This is a genomic window from Enterococcus sp. FDAARGOS_375, from assembly GCF_002393265.1.
GTDB classification, from domain to species: Bacteria; Bacillota; Bacilli; order Lactobacillales; family Enterococcaceae; genus Enterococcus_D; species Enterococcus_D innesii.
In genome coordinates this window covers 778,416-797,077 of record NZ_CP023515.1, presented here as the reverse complement: position 1 = coordinate 797,077, position 18,662 = coordinate 778,416, and the positions used below count along the sequence as shown (strand labels likewise).

Genomic DNA, 18,662 nt, shown 5'->3' with positions numbered 1-18,662 from the left:
CCTTTGCTTGTCGACTGTTTTTTTGTCAATTTGGCACTATTTTTTTCTCGATAGTGTTTTTTTAAGCGCTTTGCATAAATTGTGGAGTGGTTCTTTTTGTTAAAGTTTCATAAGATAATTTTCGGGAATTTTTTCAATGGAAACTGGGAAGAACTGCTTTCGATGTTTCGCTATAATGAGGGGGTAGAAAATAATAAGCGTTTTCAGGAGGAAAGATATGACAGTTAAAGTTGGAATCATTGGGTGCGGTGGGATCGCAAACGGCAAGCACATGCCTGCCTTGTCTCAAGTAGAAGAAGTAGAAATGGTTGCCTTTTGTGATCTGCTGGTTGAACGTGCAGTTGAAGCGAAATCAGCATTTGGAACCGAAGATGCCCAAGTATTCAGCGATTATCAAGAAATGTTGGCACAAGCTGATCTAGATGTGATCCATGTGTGTACACCAAATGCCTCACATGCTGAGTTGACGATTGCCGCACTAGAAGCGGATTGTCATGTCATGTGTGAAAAACCAATGGCAAAAACAGCGGCAGAAGCCAAAGCAATGATCGAAGCAGCCAACCGAACAGGAAAAAAACTCACGATCGGCTACCAAAACCGTTTTAGAAAAGATTCTCGTTATCTTCATGAAGTGTGCGCCGAAGGACAATTAGGAAACATTTATTTTGGGAAAGCTCATGCGATCCGTCGTCGGGCTGTGCCAACTTGGGGTGTTTTCCTTGATGAAGAGGCGCAAGGTGGCGGTCCGTTGATTGATATCGGTACCCACGCATTGGATCTGACCTTATGGATGATGAACAATTACAAACCAAAATTTGTTGTCGGAAAAGCGTATCATGAGTTGTCACAAACCAAAAATGCCGCAAATGCTTGGGGCCCTTGGGACCCAGAGAAATTCTCAGTAGAAGATTCGGCCTTTGGTTTTGTGGTCATGGAAGATGGCGCAACGATTTTCTTAGAAGCCAGCTGGGCACTCAACAGTTTGGACGTGAAAGAAGCCAAAACGACACTGATGGGTAGCAAAGCCGGTGCGGATATGAACAACGGTTTGACCATCAATGGGGAAGACCACAGCTTGCTGTATGAAAAAAATATCGAACTTGAAACAGGCGGCGTTGATTTTTATGAAGGAAACGGGGAGACGCCAGAAATTTTAGAAGCACAATCGTGGATCCATGCGATCATCAACGATACCGAACCAGTGGTCAAACCTGAAGAAGCAATGGTCGTGACGGAGATTTTAGAAGCGATCTACAAATCATCGCAAACCGGTGAGCCAGTCTACCTATAAGAACTGCTGGAAGAAAAGGAGCGAGCATAAATGACAAAACCGAAAATCGCTTTACAGCTTTGGAGTATTCAAGAGGACTGCAAGACAGATCTTTTTGAAGCGTTGAAAACAGTAAAACAAAACGGCTATGACGGTGTTGAATTTGCCGGTTATCATGGACACAGTGCTGTTCAGATCAAAGAAATGCTGGAGCAGTTGGATTTGGCGGTCGCGGCTTCCCATATCCCGTTTGAAGCATTGCAAGATCGTTTTGAAGAAACCGTCGCTTTTGAAAAAACGATTGGCAATCAACGGATCGTGATTCCGTATGCCAGCTTTGATTCTTTGGAAAAATGGCAAGCCTTTGCTGCGGAGCTGACCCAGATCACCCAAAAATTGCAGGCAGAAGGGCTGACTTGCTACTACCACAATCATGCCCATGAATTCACTGAAGTTGCTGGAGAATCCATGATCGATGAACTGATCAAAGACAATCCGCAACTGCGTTTGGAAGCCGACCTTTACTGGTTAGCCTTTGCAAACGTGGCTGTTTTACCTTGGCTAAAGGAACGCGAAACGAAGGTCGGCTTGGTTCATATCAAAGATATGCAAGAGCAGCCGCAAGAAAGCACCGAGATCGGCAATGGGATTTTACCAATCAAGTCGTATGTTGAAGCAGCTAAAGCATTAGCACTACCATGGCTGATCGTCGAGCAGGAAGCGTTTCAAAAATTCGCTCCTTTAGAAGCTAGCGGGATTGATTATCTGCAATTAAAAGACATCGTAGAGGAGGTCTACCAATGATCCATGTTACAGTATGGAACGAGTTTCGTCATGAAAAAACGAATGAGACCGTCCAAAAAATGTATCCAGAAGGAATCCATGGTCAAATTGCCAAGTTTTTAGAAGAGGATGATTTCCAAGTGCGAACGGCGACCCTTGATGAACCAGAACACGGGTTGACGGAGCAAGTATTGGCTGACACGGATGTGTTGGTTTGGTGGGGCCATATGGCGCATGAAGAAGTCGATGATGCTATCGTTGCTCTTGTGCAGCAGCGTGTATGGGAAGGAATGGGACTGATTGTCTTGCATTCCGGCCATTTTTCGAAAATCTTTAAAACCTTGATGGGAACGTCATGCGATTTGAAATGGCGGGTAGACGATCAGCATGCGCGGATCTGGAATATCAATCCAAGCCACCCAATCGTTGAAGGAGTCGGCGAATGGATCGAACTAGAGCAAGAGGAAATGTATGGCGAGCACTTTGATATTCCAGCGCCGGATGAATTGATTTTTGTCAGCTGGTTCCCTGGTGGTGAAGTTTTCCGCAGCGGCTGTACATTCCGCCGTGGGAATGGCAAGATTTTCTATTTCCAGCCTGGTCATGAGACATTCCCAAGCTATTACAATCCCAAAGTGCAAAAAGTGATCCAAAATGCGGCTCGCTGGTGTGCACCAACAGAAAATCGTTACCCAACATATGGGCATTTTCAAGCAATTGAGGAGGAAAGAAAATGAAATTAGGTGTTTTTACCCCATTATTCAATCAACTTAGCTTTGAAGAAATGATCGATGAAGTAGCGAAAAAAGGGCTCCAAACCGTTGAGATCGGTACCGGTGGTTCTCCCGGCAATGCCCACTTAGACATTGACCGTTTACTAGCAAGTGAAGCAGAGCGAAAAGAATACTTAGCGAAATTAGCTGATAAAGGATTGGAAATCTCAGCTTTGAGCTGCCACAACAACCCAATCTCTCCACTAAAAGCAGAAGCGCAAGAAGCCGATCAACTTTTGCGCAAAACCATCAAATTAGCCAGCTTAATGAATGTACCTGTTGTGAATGGATTTTCAGGCGTTTCAGGCGGAAATGAAACAGATACGCAAGTCAACTGGCCAGTATTGCCGTGGCCAACGGAATACGATGACAATTATAATTATCAATGGGAACAAAAATTGATTCCTTATTGGAAAGACATCAACACGGAAGCGGAAGCGGCTGGTGTTAAAATCGGGATCGAACTTCATGGCGGCTTTTTGGCACATACTCCTTATACGATGTTGAAACTGCGGGATGCTGCGGGGAAAGCCATCGGCTGTAACTTGGATCCAAGTCATTTATGGTGGCAAGGGATCGACCCAGTGGCAGCGGTCAAAATCTTAGGGGAAGCCGATGCGATCCATCACTTCCATGCCAAAGATACGTATTTGGATCAAGACAATATCAACATGCATGGCTTGACGGACATGCAGCCATATAGCAATGTCAAAACTCGAGCTTGGACCTTCCGTTCAGTCGGTTGCGGCCACAGCTTACAAGTCTGGTCAGATATTATTTCTGCGCTTAGAATTTATGGGTATGATTATGTCTTGAGTATTGAACATGAAGATCCAATCATGTCCATTGATGAAGGACTGACTCGTGCCATCAGTAACTTGAAGACGATTATGATCCGTGAAGAAGCTTCATCCATGTGGTGGGCATAAGAAGAAAACCGAGGAGTGTCAGACATGAGTGCAATCAATTTTGCAGTAATCGGATATGGCGGCATGGGTGCATACCATGTCCACAATATCTTACCAAATGAAAACGAACGAATCCACATCGTAGGAACTTACGATATCAATGAAGAACGTCAAGCGATCTCCCAAGAAAAAGGCCATAAGATCTTTAAAAGCTATGATGAAGTCTTAGCCGATGAGACGATCGAAGCAGTATTGATCGCCACACCTAATGACTTGCACAAAGAGTTATCGATCGCTGCGTTGAAAGCAGGCAAACATGTTGTTTGCGAGAAGCCTGTTGCGCTGAATACTGCGGAACTAGATGAGATCGTGGCGGTTGCCCAAGAAACTGGCAATACCTTTATGGTTCACCAAAACCGCCGTTGGGATCCTGATTTTCTACTTGTACGCGAACTGTACCGTAATGGACAGATCGGTGATTTGTTCCAATTAGAGTCACGGGTCCAAGGGGCAAACGGCATCCCAGGAGACTGGCGCCATGTGAAAAAACAAGGTGGGGGAATGCTTTTAGACTGGGGCGTTCACTTGCTGGATCAAATGCTATGGCTGATCGACAGTCCAGTGAAAGATGTTAAAGCGGATCTTAGCTTTGTGTTGGGGGAAGAAGTCGATGATGGGTTCTTCGCTTTGATTACCTTTGAAAATGGGGTCAAAGCAATCGTGGAAGTTGGAACTTCCAATTACACGCAATTGCCTCGCTGGTACATCAAAGGAACAGAAGGAACAGCCACCATCACCGATTGGGATCTAAATGGGGAAATGGTGCAAGCAACAGGGCGCGAAGACGTGGCAGCACCAAAACCGGTCCAAGCAGGCGTCGGATTGACGAAAACGATGGCACCCCCATCGGAATTGGCAGCCAAAGAAATTCCTTTCCCGAAAGCCGAAGCGGATTTTGAACCTTTCTACAAGAATTTTTACAACGTTGTACGCAACGGTGCCGAACCTATCGTTAAAAACGAAGAAGTCCGAGCAGTGATGCAGTTGATCGAACGCATTTTTGCCACAGCGTAAGAGAATAGAAAAAAGCACTAGCTGAGGGAGTGGTCTCTCTTCGCTACGTGCTTTTTTTGTGTAATGAAACGACAACAGTCATTCCGATACGTAAAAATTGAACAATAAATCTTGAGGATAATTTCCCCATCGATCGCCGAAAATGGTCAGACCACCAGCGTTTTCGGCAGTTGCAGGTGCAGCAATTTTAAAGGTGAAAAAGTCACTGTGGTCTAAGTCGATTTCATTCAGGTTGTGATCTGTTAATTTTTCTCCATCAAGGGAAGTATCATAGCGATTGATGCGCAAATGCTTAAGTAATCCATATTGACTGAACTCATCGATCCACCATTGCGGAGTCAGAGAACCTCTGACATCCGAAAAGTTTCCTGGTACGGTGTAGCTACCGATGCAGTGATTGTTTAAGTAAAAGGAAAGATCACTGGGCCAATAGTTATTCGAAATTGGGAACTCTGAAGCGATCTCCATACTGATTTCCAGTAATTCGATTTTTTCGCCATTTTTCAAAGGATTTGGGATTTTGTATTCTAAAAAACCGTTATTTAGCCAGATGATACTTGCATCAACACGTTCTTGATCCAGAAAAGATTTTGGATCATCTAAGGCGCCAATCAAGCGGTCTTTGGTCGCCATTCCACAAGAAGGCTCAGCTTTAAAATCGGTGAAGTGGCCAATTTTCACGGATTGGGAGGTTAGATTCATTTCTGGAAACACTTTTGCTGGGAAATTGATATTGATGAAATCAGTTTTTAGAGATAAGTATTTTTTCTTCCAGTCTTGCCCCGATCCTTTTTCTGTTTTGATCAACTGAGCTTCTTCGAGTTTACGGATATGTTTGGTCATCAAAGCATTGCTGATTGCTAATTTTTGTCCAATTTCACTGATGCTTTTCTTCTTATCGCCTAATTCTCTTAAAATCGCTAAGCGAGTTTCATTTGCCAGTGCTTCGTAGATCGGTAAAGATGCGTTTGTTAGATCCAATTCCATAGCGATCACCTCGTTATACTAAAATGTTTAATGAAAAGATGGTTTAATTATAACACAACCTTGTGAATTTACAAAATAGTAAAATGATGATTTTTTTAGATGCACCTTGTTAAAATAATATTGACAGCGCTTTATATTTATAGTAACTTTACGGTGTAAACATTATTCGACGATAGTCTAACGATTATGTTTATTGATAACTGGATGTCATTTTACTTTTTAGTTAAATTAAAAGGAGTGTAAAAAATGAAAGTAAGTAAATCAATTGTTTTAGTAGGGACAAGCTTATTATGTACAGTGTTGTTAGCTGCTTGTGGCGGAAGTGGTAGCTCAAGTAATAATTCAGAAATTTTGCTTTGGTCTTCGACGACAGGACCGGACGGTGAAAAAATCAAAAAAACGATTGATCAATACAATGAAACAGACCCAGACTTTAAAGTGAAGCTAGTAAGCATGCAAGGTGACACCTTTACTTCAAAGTTGACGACTGCGGGGAAATCGGGGAAAGGTGTCCCTGATTTGGCTTTGATCGCCTCAGAAGCTTTGCCTACGTATAAACACCAAGACATGCTTGAAACTTGGGATGACATGATCGATGGGACAGAATTGGCACGGGAAAACTACGTAGAAGCTGCTTGGGACACTGGTGTAGTGGATGATAGTCAATATGGGATTCCGGCAACCATGGGTTCGTGGGTGATGTATTACAACCAAGATTTGGTGGATAAATATGTTCCAGGAGCGTTGGATGATGGCGTAGTGACGTACGAAGAAATCAGACAAGCTGGGGAAAAAGCAAAAGCAGATGGTATCTATAGTTTTGGCTATACATGGGGCATGCAGAATTATTCGAATCTCTACCAACAAATGGGTGGGGAATGGCAAGATGCACAAGGAAACATCAATATCGATAATGAGTTTTCTTACAATGCCGTTCAAGAGTTTAAGGATCTATACGATGCCGGCTACATGGTCCCAGATGGTGAAGATGCAAATAAACTTTTTGCAAACCAGCAGCTGATTTTTCTTCCAGAAGGAACATGGATGCTAAGTAATATGGAAGAAATCAGTGACTTCACTTGGGGTCAAACATTTACTCCTCAATGGAATGCGGAACATATCATTCAGGGTTCAGGCGTCGATCAGTTTGCGATGTTCAAAACGAACGAGGAACGTTCCGATGAAAAGAAAAGTGGCATGGTCGACTTTCTGACTTGGTTACAAGCAAACCAATTAGAGTGGGTCAAATCAGGTGCAAATCCTACTTCCTTAGCAATGCTAGACAATGAAGAATATGTTGAGATGCCACAATCCTTCTTATTGAAGATAGAAAAAGGACAAGCGGCAATTTCTGTTAACGCAGTTGATGGCTTATCGTATATCTTTGGTGAATATGATAATCGTTCATGGGACATGATCACAGGAAAAGCAGATATTCAAACGACTTTTGGTGAGATCCAAAAAGTTGTAGAAGAAAAGATGAAATAATCTTCTCACTTGGAGGCTGTGGCAGAAGGAAGAGCGACCATAAAAAGAATTCAGTCCATTTTTTGATAAGGTAGGAATTCTGATGGGGAGGTTTAAAGGGCTGTCACAGTCGTTTCTTGTTGAGAGCTGCACTAGAAATACAAGGAAGGATGGGTATTGATGAAAAAAAGGTTAAATGGCTGGCCGATCGTTTTTATTGGTCCGCATATGCTCCTTTTTCTTTTATTCTTTTTAGTTCCTGCAGTGATTGGGATCTATGTTTCTTTTACTGAATGGGATCTGTTCAGTACACCGATTTTTGTCGGATTTGATAATTTTCAAACGATTTTGTTTGATAAAGACTCGTTGTATCATACGCAATTTTTTAATGGAATGAAAAATACGCTGTTTTTTGCGGCAATCTCCGTTCCATTATGTATTATGATTCCCTTGTTGCTAGCGGTTGCATTGTCTGCTAAACCAAAAATGATGCGTTTTTTTCAATCGATTCTCTATCTGCCAACACTGTTTGCAATCTCTGCCGTCATGATTATTTGGGGGTTCCTTTTGAGCAAATCTTTTGGGCCAATCAAAGAAGTATTCGGTATCGACATCAATTTTGTAGGCACGCAACCATGGGCATGGATCGCTATTTTGATCGTGACGATTTGGTGGACATTAGGTGGGAATCTAATTATTTATGTTGCTGCATTAAATGGCGTCTCCAAAGAGCAGTTAGAAGCAGCAGAATTAGATGGTGCAAATAGTATCACGAAATTTTTCCGTATTTCTTTGCCGAGTATTCGCAACCAGCTTGTTTTTACCACGGTCATGACGACCATCGCTCAGTTTAATATTTATGGTCAGCCACTAATGTTGACGGGTGGCGGCCCCAACAATTCTACTCGCGTGTTGATGATGTACATCCAAGAAAATGCTTTTGGTAGTAGTACCTCGGTTGCAGGAATTTCTTCAGCGATGGCTATTTTACTAGGTTTTGTAATCATGGCAGTTTCGATTGTGCAATTTATGGTCATCAAAAAAATGGAAAGATAGGAGGGAAGAAGATGCGAGAAAACAAACTAGGGAAAAGAATTGCCTTTATTTTGCTAGCGATCGTCTGTGTGATTTGGATCTTTCCTTTGATATGGGCAATTTTTACCTCGTTTAAATCGGAGGCAGAGATTCAAAAGGTTGGGTTCAGTTTGATTCCGCAAGATAGGACACTGGCTAACTTTTTGGGCTTGTTACAAGGCAATGATTCTTCTCCTGTGTTCCGTTGGTTTGTGAATTCAATGATTATTTCAACTTCACATACGCTGTTGGTTATGGTGATCGTCTCGTTTGCAGCCTATGGCTATACACGACTCACCTTTAAGGGGAGAGATTTGATTTTTGCCCTATTGTTAGGAACGATGATGTTTCCGGGGGTGGTCAATTTGATCCCGAATTTCAAAATCGTTGATACGTTAGGTTGGACCAATACATTTCTAGCTGTCATCGTTCCTGGGGCTGCAGGTGTTTATAACATTTTCCTCGTTCGGCAGTTCATTTTAGGGATTCCTAAAGAATTGGATGAATCGGCTGTGATCGATGGGGCCAACGAGTTTCAAATCTTTTATCATATCATTTTACCGTTGATCAAACCTGTATTGACGGTGGTTGCGTTATTTAGTTTTACTGGCTCATGGAATGACTTCTTGTGGCCATCGATCGTGATAAACGATATTGATAAATTGCCGATTACACCGGGGCTGCAATTGCTACAAGGGCAATACATGACCTATCCGGGAATTGGAACTGCTGGAGCAATCTTGGCTTTGATCCCTACCTTTTTATTGTATTTGGTGGCGCAAAAGAGTTTTATGGCGTCAATGTCGTTGCAAAGTGGCATAAAATAATTTGTTTTTGGAGGAAATATGAGTAGAGAAGAATATCCGAGACCGCAATTTGAGAGAGAGAATTGGTTAAGCTTAAATGGTGAATGGCAATTTGCCTTTGATGACCAAAATCTTGGTTTAAAAGAAAAGTGGTACACAAACGAAGCAAACTATCCGTACAAGATCAATGTTCCCTTTGTCTATCAAAGTGCATTGAGCGGCATTGATCATCGAGAAGTGCACGACGTTGTATGGTATTATCGGACCTTCAATGTGCAAGTCCCTGAAAAAAGTCGTGTCCTTTTGCATTTTGGGGCGGTGGACTATGAAGCAGATGTGTTTGTCAATGGCAATCATGTGAAAAATCATTGCGGAGGGCATACCTCTTTTGATATAGACATCACGGATGCTTTAGTATCTGGACAAGAGCAAATACTAAGTGTGCGAGCATTTGACCCGCATTTTGATGAAAGCATTCCACGGGGGAAACAATTTTGGGAAGAAGAATCAGCAGGAATCTGGTACACAAACTCAACAGGGATCTGGCAGCCAGTCTGGCTTGAAGTAGTTGCCGAAACCCATCTGAAACAGGTGAAATTTACGAGTGATTTTGATGCTGGCGCCGTGAAGATCGATGTAGAACTGAACCAGTTACAGCCGCAAGTAGTCTTAGAATATCAAATCTATTATAAAGGTGCTTTAGTTACCAGCGGAAAGGCAGACTTTATCACTGCTAAGTTGAGTTTTGCAGTTGATATTTTCCAGCAAGAAATTTTTCGGACGAATTTTCACCACGAAGGCTGGTCTTGGACACCTGAAAAGCCGCAATTATTTGATGTTGAATTGACGCTTAGAGAAGCAGGGAATGCCATCGATCAGCTAAAAAGTTATTTTGGTATGCGTAAAATACATACAGAAAACGGTATGATTTACTTAAATAACAAGCCTTACTACCAGAAGTTGGTTCTCGATCAAGGCTATTGGCCGAGCAGCTTGTTAACTGCACCAACAGATGAGGACTTTAAACAAGACATTTTATTGGCCAAAGAAATGGGGTTCAATGGTTGCCGGAAACACCAAAAAACAGAAGACCCACGCTTTTTATACTGGGCAGATAAATTAGGATTTCTTGTTTGGGGAGAGTGTGCGGCGCCGGCAATCTATACCGATCGTTCGGTAACGCGCTTGATGCAAGAGTGGGCAGAAATCATTACTCGAGATTATAGTCACCCTTCGATCGTTACTTGGGTCCCAATCAACGAGAGCTGGGGTGTGCCAAAAATCTCATTTGATCGTCAGCAACAGCATTTTTCTCAAGCGATGTATCACTTTATCCATTCGCTAGACCAGCAACGGTTGGTTATTTCAAATGATGGTTGGGCGATGACGGAGACAGATATTTGTGCGATTCATAATTATGCGCATGGGCAAGAATCTGAGCGGCAAAAATATCTATACTTCAAAGACAGTCTCAGCACGAGAGAAAAATTGGTGAATCGAGTATCGACCCCATGGCCGATTTTCGCTGGAGGATTTTCTTATCAGGATCAGCCTATTTTATTGACCGAGTTTGGCGGTATTGGCTTCGATGTTTCGGGGCAACCCGGTTGGGGCTATACCTCAGTGGAAAATCAACAAGATTTCTTGAAGGATTATCAGCGAATCATGACAGCTGTTTATGATTCTGTCGGACTCTGGGGCTATTGCTACACTCAGTTGACAGATGTTGAACAAGAAATCAATGGATTACTGACCTATGACCGCCAACCAAAAGTTGATTTGGCAGCGATTAAAGAGATCAATGAGCAGTTTCATCCACCACAGATAGAATAAAATGATTGGTAAGGAAAGGGGCGATGTCCGATGGGGAAATCAGCAGCTTGGCTCAGTGGAGTAAGTATCTTGATTGCTGCGCTTATGATAACCGGTTGTAGCACTGGAACTGATCCAGGGGAAGAAGTGTCCGATTTTACTTCAATTATCGATAATAATGGGGCAGATCCTTGGATCTTGCAAACGGAAGCGTTCTTTTATTATACCAAAACGACTGGGAATAATTTAACGCTCTGGCGTGCTGAAAACCTCTCTCACGTTGCTGCTGGGGAAAAAAAGATCATCTGGGAAATGCCAGCAGAATTTGAAAGTATCTGGGCACCTGAGCTTCATTACTTAGATGATCGCTGGGTGATGTATTTCGCGGCTAATCGCCCTTCAGAAACACATCGTATGTACGCATTAGTCAATCATCAGAAAGATCCTTACATGGGTGAGTGGCAATTGGAAGAGATCAAAGGGATGGATGATAAATTTGCGATTGATGGAACAGTCTTAGAGATCAATGACAAACGCTATTTCCTTTGGTCGGGCTGGGAAGGGTATGAAAATGTTGCGCAAAATCTTTATTTAGCGGAAATGGCCTCCCCTACGGAAGTGATTGGGGAGAAACGGCTGATCTCAGAACCAGAATATGAATGGGAAATGCGGCAAACACCATTGATCAATGAAGCCCCTCAAGTGATGATCAAAGACGAAACAGTCAATTTGGTATACTCTGCCAGTGGAAGCTGGGACAATGATTACGCTCTTGGTCTTATGACCTTAGATGTGGCTGATGATCCGCTAGAAAGAGCGAACTGGCAAAAGGAACCAGCGCCGATTTTCCAACAGACAAACACTGTCTATGGACCTGGTCATAATGGATTTGCCAAATCAAAAGACGGTTCTGAAGACTGGCTGATTTATCATGCTGCTCGGTGGGATCATTCGGGCTGGAAACGTTCGATCCGCTTACAAAAGTTTGGTTGGGATCAAGAGGATAAAATTCTGCTGGAAGCTCCTTTGGATGAATGGCATGTTCAAGCGTTGCCAAAAGCTGAGCCGAATCGACTGCGATTAACTGCTAGCCGTGCTTTGCTGGAAGGCGATTTAGTGCTTGTCGAAGATGAGGCAGCACTCTCGAAAAAAGTCGTCCAAGGCTTTGAATCAACGACTGACAAAATTATCTTTACCCCGCAGATTGAAGAAGCAGACGAATTTCTAGTGATTGCCTATGTCAAAACCACTGATTACCTCTCCTTAAATGACCCAATTCAGGTCAGGATTGAAACGAAACAAGCAAGCCACGTGGTGGATGTCTATCCTTCCGAATATTATCAACCGCTACAAGTCCGCATGAAGTTACCGAAAGGGGCGCAGGAAATCACCCTTTCGTCTGAGATTGGGGTGGATACGCTAAGTATTGATCGTTTAGAACTCGTCAAATTCAAATAAAAAATAGTGAGGAAGTTTTCCAATCCAAGCGATGGGTAATGATCGTTTGACTCCTGCTACTTTGTCTTTAGACAATGTGGCAGGATTTTTTCGTCCTCGAAAATTCCCAACTCCTACCGCCATAGCCTAAAATTCCATGTATAATAAAGAAAACAACCGTTTTATTTGGCGAAGGGAAAAGAAAAAGCAAAAGAGGTGCAAACTATGAGGATGAATCAAGAAAAGCTGACTTCATCAAATGGGAAGGATCAGCTTTTTGTCAAAACGTGGCTGCCAGAAGAACAGCCAAAAGCAGTCGTGCAAATCGTCCACGGAATGATCGAACACATTGAACGTTACCACGAGTTTGCGGAATGTTTAACTGCGCAAGGCTATGCGGTGGTCGGTCATGATCACTTAGGGCATGGGCAATCCGTGAAAGAAACACAGGCCTATGGTCATTTTGGTGAAAAAGAGGGCGCCAAATATTTAGTGGCAGATGTGGGAGTGGTCCATCAGTACGCCGCTGCTTGCTATCCAGACCGACCATACTTTATCTTAGGTCACAGTATGGGATCGCTGGTTTTGCGGAATTATTTGTTTAGTCAGCCATATCCATTGACAGGAGCGATCATCATGGGCACCACGATGGAAAAAGCTGTGCTGATGCAAGGAGGCAAACTTGTCACGAACTTGTTGCGGCCCTTTGCCGCTCAGCAATGGCCTTATCACGTAATGGAACAGTTAGTTTTTGGTCAGCACAACCGGCGTTTTCGTCCCAATCGAACCGCCAAGGACTGGTTGACCAGTGATCCGCAGCAAGTGGATCGCTATTTGAAGGACCCTTACACCCAATTTCATTTTTCCTTAGCAGCTTACAAGGATCTCTTTACATTGACACAAGCTGCCAGTGATCCGGACCAACTACGCAAGATTGATCCAGAATTGCCGCTGCTGCTGATTTCAGGTGGAGACGATCCTGTGGGGCACTATGGCAAAAGCGTCCGCCAATTGGCTCAGCAACTGAAGCAAAATGCTGACGTGACGATGTATTTGCTCGAACATGGCCGTCATGAGATTTTGAATGAGCGCAACCGCGAGATCGTTTACAATGAAATTTCTCGCTGGCTGTATGAAAAAATGCCGAAATGACGAACGTTAAGAAATTGGTAGTCTTTTCTGAAAATTCAAAATTATTTTCTCTTTTAAGGCTTTTTTCATTTTCGGCTATCTGTTATAATGATTTTCACATCTAACATAAAGGAGAGATTTTTTGTATGACAGTTTATAACTTTTCAGCTGGTCCTGCCGTATTGCCCCGTCCCGTATTGGAGAAAGCACAATCCGAACTTTTGAATTACCGCGGAAGTGGGATGTCCGTTATGGAGCTGAGTCATCGATCCTCCTTGTTTGAAGCGATCATTAAAGATGCAGAAGCACTTTTACGAAAATTAATGGGAATTCCTGAAAACTATCAGGTACTGTTTTTACAAGGCGGCGCGAGTCTCCAATTCAGTATGATCCCTTTGAATCTTGCACAAAACAAAAAAGCCTTATACGTAAATACCGGTTCTTGGTCGAAGAAAGCTATTGAAGCAGCAAAAGCGCTTGGAAACGTGACGGTGGAAGTCGTTGCCTCTAGTGAGGATCAAAACTTTACCTATATTCCAGAAATTTCAGAAGATGCGATCGATCAAGAAGCGGCTTATTTGCATATCACCACGAACAATACCATTGAAGGGACGGCCTTTCAAACGATTCCGCAGGCTGGCAATGTGCCGATCGTAGCAGACATGTCCTCAAATATTTTAGCTAATGACTATCGCGTAGAAGACTTCGGTGTGATTTATGCTGGGGCCCAAAAGAATATTGGTCCTGCAGGGTTGACGGTAGTGATCATCCGAGAAGATTTACTCAATGATGATGCTGTCTTCGCTCCAATGCTGGATTATCGTCTACAGGCTAAAAATGACTCATTGTACAATACACCACCAACGTATGCTATCTATATTGCTAAATTGGTGTTTGAATGGTTGGAAGAATTAGGCGGCATTCCTGCCATTTTAGAACAAGACCGCCAAAAAGCGGCGCTTTTATACGAAACGATCGAAGCCTCGGCTCTTTACAGTAGTCCTGTGGCTGTTGATAGCCGTTCACTAACGAATATTCCTTTTGTGACAGGGGATAAAGCATTAGATCAGCGCTTCAATGAAGAAGCTGTTAAAGCTGGCTTTGAGAACTTGAAGGGGCATCGTTCCGTCGGAGGAATGCGAGCAAGTTTGTACAATGCCTTTCCATTAGCTGGCGTTCAAGCGTTAGTCGACTTTATGAAATCATTTGAAGCGGAGGTCAAATAAATGTTCCAAATCAAAACATTCAATGCGATCGCACCAGAAGGATTACAGCGTTTAGAAAAAGAAAAGTATGCCATCAACGAAAGCGACCAACCGCAAGGGATTTTGCTGCGCAGCCAGAAATTGCACGATTACGCTTTTCCTGAAAGTGTCTTAGGTGTTGCCCGTGCAGGGGCTGGGACCAACAACATTCCCGTCAAAGCATGTACTGAAAAAGGGATCGTCGTCTTTAATACGCCAGGTGCCAATGCCAATGCGGTCAAAGAATTAGTGATCGCTAGTCTGCTCTTAAGCGTCCGTCCGATTTTACGAGGTGCCCAATGGGTGCAAACCTTGAGCGGTGATAATGTGGAAGAACAAGCAGAAGCGCAAAAAAGTCAATTTGCTGGAACAGAGTTAGAAGGCAAAAAGTTAGGAATCATCGGCCTTGGTTCTATTGGAGCGATGGTCGCCAACGATGCTTATCGTCTAGGGATGGAAGTAGTCGGTTATGATCCTTACGTATCAGTGGATACTGCTTGGACGATCTCTCGTCGGGTCAAGCGTGCCAATGATATTGCGGAAGTCTTTTCAACCTGTGATTTTATTACGGTTCATGTGCCGCTAATGGAAAACACCCATCATCTCGTTGGGGAAGCCGAACTTGCGAAAATGAAACCAACAACGAAGCTATTCAACTTTTCTCGTAAAGAAATCGTCGATACAGATGCCGTTTTACGTGCATTAAAAGCCGACCGTTTAGCGGGCTATACGACTGATTTTGCGGATGAACAATTGTTGCACAATGAAAAAGTACTCGTCTTGCCGCACTTAGGTGCATCAACAGAAGAAGCTGAAGTCAACTGTGCCAAAATGGCAGCCCGAACATTGAAAAAATTCTTGGAATTCGGGACCATCAAGCGCTCGGTGAATTTTCCAACTGTTGAGATGGCTTTTCATTCGCCTTATCGTCTGACGATCATCAATCGCAATGTACCGAATATGTTAGGTCAGATTTCATCGATCATTGCGGAATCCGGAATCAATATCGACAATATGCTGAATCGTGGACGGGAAGACTTTGCTTACACCCTAGCCGATGTCGCTTCTGAAGATGAAGCCTTATTGAATCAATTAGCCGATAAACTGCGGGAGAACGAAAACATCGTTCGTGTACGGGTCATCAAGAATCAGGAGGTTGGGTATTAATGGTTCAAGTATTTCCGTTTAAAGCCATTCGTCCAGAAGCCTCATTGGCAGAAAAAGTGGCCGAGCTGCCTTATGACGTGGTCAATTCACAAGAAGCCGCAGCGTTTGCGCAAGGCAATCCTTACAGCTATTTCCACATTGACCGTTCGGAGATCGACTTGCCAGGAATCGATCCTTATGATCCACAGGTGTATCAAAAAGCGGCAGAAAATCTTGCATCTTTTCAAGAAGCAGGCTGGTTGATCCAAGAAACGGCGCCCGCATATTATTTGTATGAATTGACGATGGCTGGCAGAAGGCAAACTGGGCTTGTCGCCTGTACCTCGATCGATGATTACGTCGCTGGGAAAATCAAGAAACACGAGTTTACCCGTCCAGAAAAAGAAATCGATCGGATCAACCATATTCTGGCATGTGATGCCAATACAAGTCCGATTTTCTTGAGCTATCGCCAACCAGCAGCAGTCAAAGAATCGATCGATGCGTGGCAAGAAGAGCATGCGCCAATCTATGATTTTGTCAGCTATCATGAGGTGCAACATCGTGTTTGGCTAATCGATGATCCAGCGCTAGTCGCCTCTTTTGCCCAGCAGTTTCAAGCTGTAGATGCCCTTTATATTGCGGATGGGCATCACCGCACAGAGTCAGCAGTCAAAGTCGGCTTGCAAAAGCGAGCCGATGGCCAAAGCAGTCAAGAAAGCGACCGCTTTTTAGCGATTTTATTCCCAGAAAATGAACTAGCGATTTGGGAATACAATCGGGTCTTGCGGGTACCGGTGCCAGAAACCTTTTTTGAGCAGGCAGCCCAGCATTTTACGATTCAAGAAACTACAAGGAAGAAACCAGCGCAACGTGGTTCGATTCATCTGTACCTAAACCATGCGCGGTGGGAGTTGACCATCAAACCGGAAGCTGTGCCGCAAGATGCGGTAGGACAGCTGGATGTGTCGCTTTTACAACAATACGTGCTGGCTGATATTTTCGCGATCCAAGATGTGCGGACAGACAAACGCATTGATTTTGTCGGCGGGATTCGTGGTCCAGAAGAATTGGAACGTTTGGTGGATAGCGGAGAATGGACATTGGCTTTTTCCATGTATCCAACGCAAATGGCCGATCTTTTGGCAGTAGCCGATGCGGGAGAAATCATGCCGCCAAAATCAACTTGGTTTGAACCAAAACTGTTGAGCGGTCTGTTTTTACATGATTTAGAAACGAATTAACCAAAAAAGCTTACGAGGCAGCCTCGTAAGCTTTTTTTTCGCTATTAGAAGTTGCCGAGTGTTTCGATGATCAAGCGGACATTCAAGACCGTCAATGCAATGGCACAGATCCAGCCTAAGGTAGAGACCCATAGCGGATTCTTGAAACGTTCCCCCATGATTTTTTTTGAGCTGGTAAAAAGAACCAACGGAATCATCGAAACGGGTAAGGCGATGCTTAAAAAGACTTGCGAATAGATCAGCAGATCGTCCAGAGCTTGTTCGTTGCCGCCAAAGTAAATTGTACAAAGCAAGACGGGGATCACCGATAAGCCACGGGTGATCAGACGTCGCGCCCAAGTAGGGATCTTCATATGGATAAATCCTTCCATCACGACTTGCCCCGTCAGTGTCCCAGTGATCGTTGAATTTTGACCAGATGCCAAGAGCGCCACAGCAAACAGAACGCTCAAGACTGGACTGGCGACAGCACCAGCAATGGAGGAATCTTGCAATGCATCAAACAGCGCGGAGAAGGTGCCGACTTCTTCACTATGACCAAAGAACAAGGCGCTTCCTAAGATCAAAAGCAGGCAATTGACCAAAAACGCAGCGGATAATTGGATATTGGAATCCCAAGTAGCGAACCGCACGGCCGTTGCTACTTCTTGGGTATCGCTGCGATCGATTTTTCGTGACTGGGAGATCGAAGAATGCAGATAGAGATTATGTGGCATCACAGTCGCACCAACGATCCCCAACGCCATTGTCAGCTGCCCATGGTTCAAGACTTGTTTTTGCGGAATAAAGCCTTGCAAGACAGCCGGTAGATCCGGTTGAGCAATAATGACTTCGTAACAAAAGACTAGCATAATGACCAAAATCAGTGTCATGACGATCGCTTCGATTTTACGGAAACCTAGTTTCATTAAAAAGAGCAGAAGCAATACATCGAAAATCGTTAAGATGACCCCAACTAATAACGGTAAGCCGAATAGTAGATTGAGAGCGATCGCTCCTCCGATCACTTCCGCGATATCCGTTGCCATGATAGCTAATTCGGTGACGATCCACAAGACAAAGCCTAAACCTTTGCTGGTGTGTTTACGAGTTGCTTGCGCAAGGTCCATCTGGGTCACGATCCCTAGCTTGGCTGCCATGTATTGCAGTAGCATAGCGATCAAACTGGAAATCAAGATCACAGAAAGTAAGAGATAGCCATATTCAGCACCGCCTCCGATCGAGGTGATCCAGTTTCCTGGGTCCATATAGCCCACGGCTACCAATGCCCCAGGACCAGAGAACGCTAAGAGATTGCGCCAAAAGCTGCCGTTTTTTGGGATGGCAACTGTATTATTTATTTCTTCCAAGCTAGGACCGTTGGCCGCTTGGATCAATTTTTTTTCTTCATTCATCGTTTCACGTCCTATCTTTTTAGGTATACCTAAAAACAAATCTATTGTATTCCTCATTTATGAATTTTTCAAGAGAAACCTTTTGGAAGTCAGAAGGAAGGACAAAAAAACA

Annotated in this window: 16 protein-coding genes; 14 read left to right on the top strand and 2 right to left on the bottom strand. The window is 43.7% G+C overall.

All coding sequences use genetic code 11. From position 1 onward, the window contains the following. Positions 1-217 precede the first annotated feature (217 nt). Genes CO692_RS04720 through CO692_RS04700 form a run of 5 tightly spaced genes read left to right on the top strand, consistent with a single transcriptional unit; the run spans position 218 to position 4,808 of the window. Positions 218-1,291 carry a Gfo/Idh/MocA family protein gene (locus CO692_RS04720; protein WP_005228203.1) on the top strand — a complete coding sequence of 358 codons (1,074 nt, stop codon included), beginning with the start codon at positions 218-220 and terminating at the stop codon, positions 1,289-1,291. Positions 1,292-1,321: 30 nt separating this feature from the next. Continuing rightward, entirely contained in the window at positions 1,322-2,074 is a 753-nt protein-coding gene (locus CO692_RS04715; protein WP_096741691.1) for a sugar phosphate isomerase/epimerase family protein, read from the top strand. Next, entirely contained in the window at positions 2,071-2,790 is a 720-nt protein-coding gene (locus tag CO692_RS04710; protein ID WP_096741690.1) for a ThuA domain-containing protein, read from the top strand. Before CO692_RS04715 ends, CO692_RS04710 begins: the two co-directional genes overlap by 4 nt. Next, entirely contained in the window at positions 2,787-3,755 is a 969-nt protein-coding gene (locus tag CO692_RS04705; RefSeq protein WP_096741689.1) for a sugar phosphate isomerase/epimerase family protein, read from the top strand. The genes CO692_RS04710 and CO692_RS04705 overlap by 4 nt, the downstream gene beginning before the upstream one ends. Positions 3,756-3,779: 24 nt before the next feature. Beyond that, positions 3,780-4,808, top strand: a complete 1,029-nt coding sequence (locus CO692_RS04700) for a Gfo/Idh/MocA family protein (protein ID WP_010749991.1) — start codon at positions 3,780-3,782, stop codon at positions 4,806-4,808. 78 nt (positions 4,809-4,886) lie between these two features. Here CO692_RS04700 and CO692_RS04695 read toward each other — a convergent pair whose 3' ends face one another. Further along, on the bottom strand, positions 4,887-5,795 hold the full coding sequence (locus CO692_RS04695) for an ArsR/SmtB family transcription factor (RefSeq protein ID WP_008380365.1): 909 nt from the start codon (positions 5,793-5,795) through the stop codon (positions 4,887-4,889). Positions 5,796-6,041: 246 nt separating this feature from the next. On the opposite strand from CO692_RS04695, the gene CO692_RS04690 reads away from it, so the two are divergent. The 9 genes from CO692_RS04690 (at position 6,042) to CO692_RS04650 (ending at position 17,156) form a co-directional block, all read left to right on the top strand. Then, positions 6,042-7,283, top strand: coding sequence for an extracellular solute-binding protein (locus CO692_RS04690; protein WP_096741688.1), 1,242 nt, complete (start codon positions 6,042-6,044; stop codon positions 7,281-7,283). 159 nt (positions 7,284-7,442) lie between these two features. Continuing rightward, complete coding sequence (locus CO692_RS04685; RefSeq protein ID WP_096741687.1) at positions 7,443-8,318, top strand: carbohydrate ABC transporter permease; 876 nt, start codon at positions 7,443-7,445, stop codon at positions 8,316-8,318. 11 nt (positions 8,319-8,329) lie between these two features. Then, positions 8,330-9,163 (top strand): carbohydrate ABC transporter permease, encoded by an 834-nt coding sequence (locus tag CO692_RS04680; RefSeq protein WP_096741686.1) that lies wholly within the window; start codon positions 8,330-8,332, stop codon positions 9,161-9,163. Positions 9,164-9,181: 18 nt separating this feature from the next. Further along, the gene (locus tag CO692_RS04675) at positions 9,182-10,975 is read left to right on the top strand and encodes a glycoside hydrolase family 2 protein (protein ID WP_096741685.1); all 1,794 of its coding nucleotides are present in this window, start codon (positions 9,182-9,184) and stop codon (positions 10,973-10,975) included. A gap of 30 nt (positions 10,976-11,005) precedes the next feature. Further along, positions 11,006-12,412 (top strand): glycoside hydrolase family 43 protein, encoded by a 1,407-nt coding sequence (locus CO692_RS04670; RefSeq protein WP_096741684.1) that lies wholly within the window; start codon positions 11,006-11,008, stop codon positions 12,410-12,412. 204 nt (positions 12,413-12,616) lie between these two features. Then, a complete protein-coding gene (locus CO692_RS04665) occupies positions 12,617-13,543 on the top strand; it encodes an alpha/beta fold hydrolase (RefSeq protein ID WP_096741683.1) in 927 nt (308 codons plus the stop codon). 125 nt (positions 13,544-13,668) lie between these two features. Further along, on the top strand, positions 13,669-14,748 hold the full coding sequence (gene serC / locus CO692_RS04660) for a 3-phosphoserine/phosphohydroxythreonine transaminase (protein ID WP_005228215.1): 1,080 nt from the start codon (positions 13,669-13,671) through the stop codon (positions 14,746-14,748). Further along, positions 14,749-15,933 (top strand): phosphoglycerate dehydrogenase, encoded by a 1,185-nt coding sequence (locus CO692_RS04655; protein ID WP_081117859.1) that lies wholly within the window; start codon positions 14,749-14,751, stop codon positions 15,931-15,933. It abuts the gene before it with no gap. Then, positions 15,933-17,156: a DUF1015 domain-containing protein gene (locus CO692_RS04650; RefSeq protein ID WP_096741682.1), complete on the top strand. Its 1,224-nt coding sequence runs from the start codon at positions 15,933-15,935 to the stop codon at positions 17,154-17,156. Before CO692_RS04655 ends, CO692_RS04650 begins: the two co-directional genes overlap by 1 nt. A 44-nt stretch (positions 17,157-17,200) precedes the next feature. On the opposite strand, the gene CO692_RS04645 is transcribed toward CO692_RS04650, so the two are convergent. Next, on the bottom strand, positions 17,201-18,550 hold the full coding sequence (locus CO692_RS04645) for an Nramp family divalent metal transporter (protein WP_077452117.1): 1,350 nt from the start codon (positions 18,548-18,550) through the stop codon (positions 17,201-17,203). Positions 18,551-18,662 lie beyond the last annotated feature (112 nt).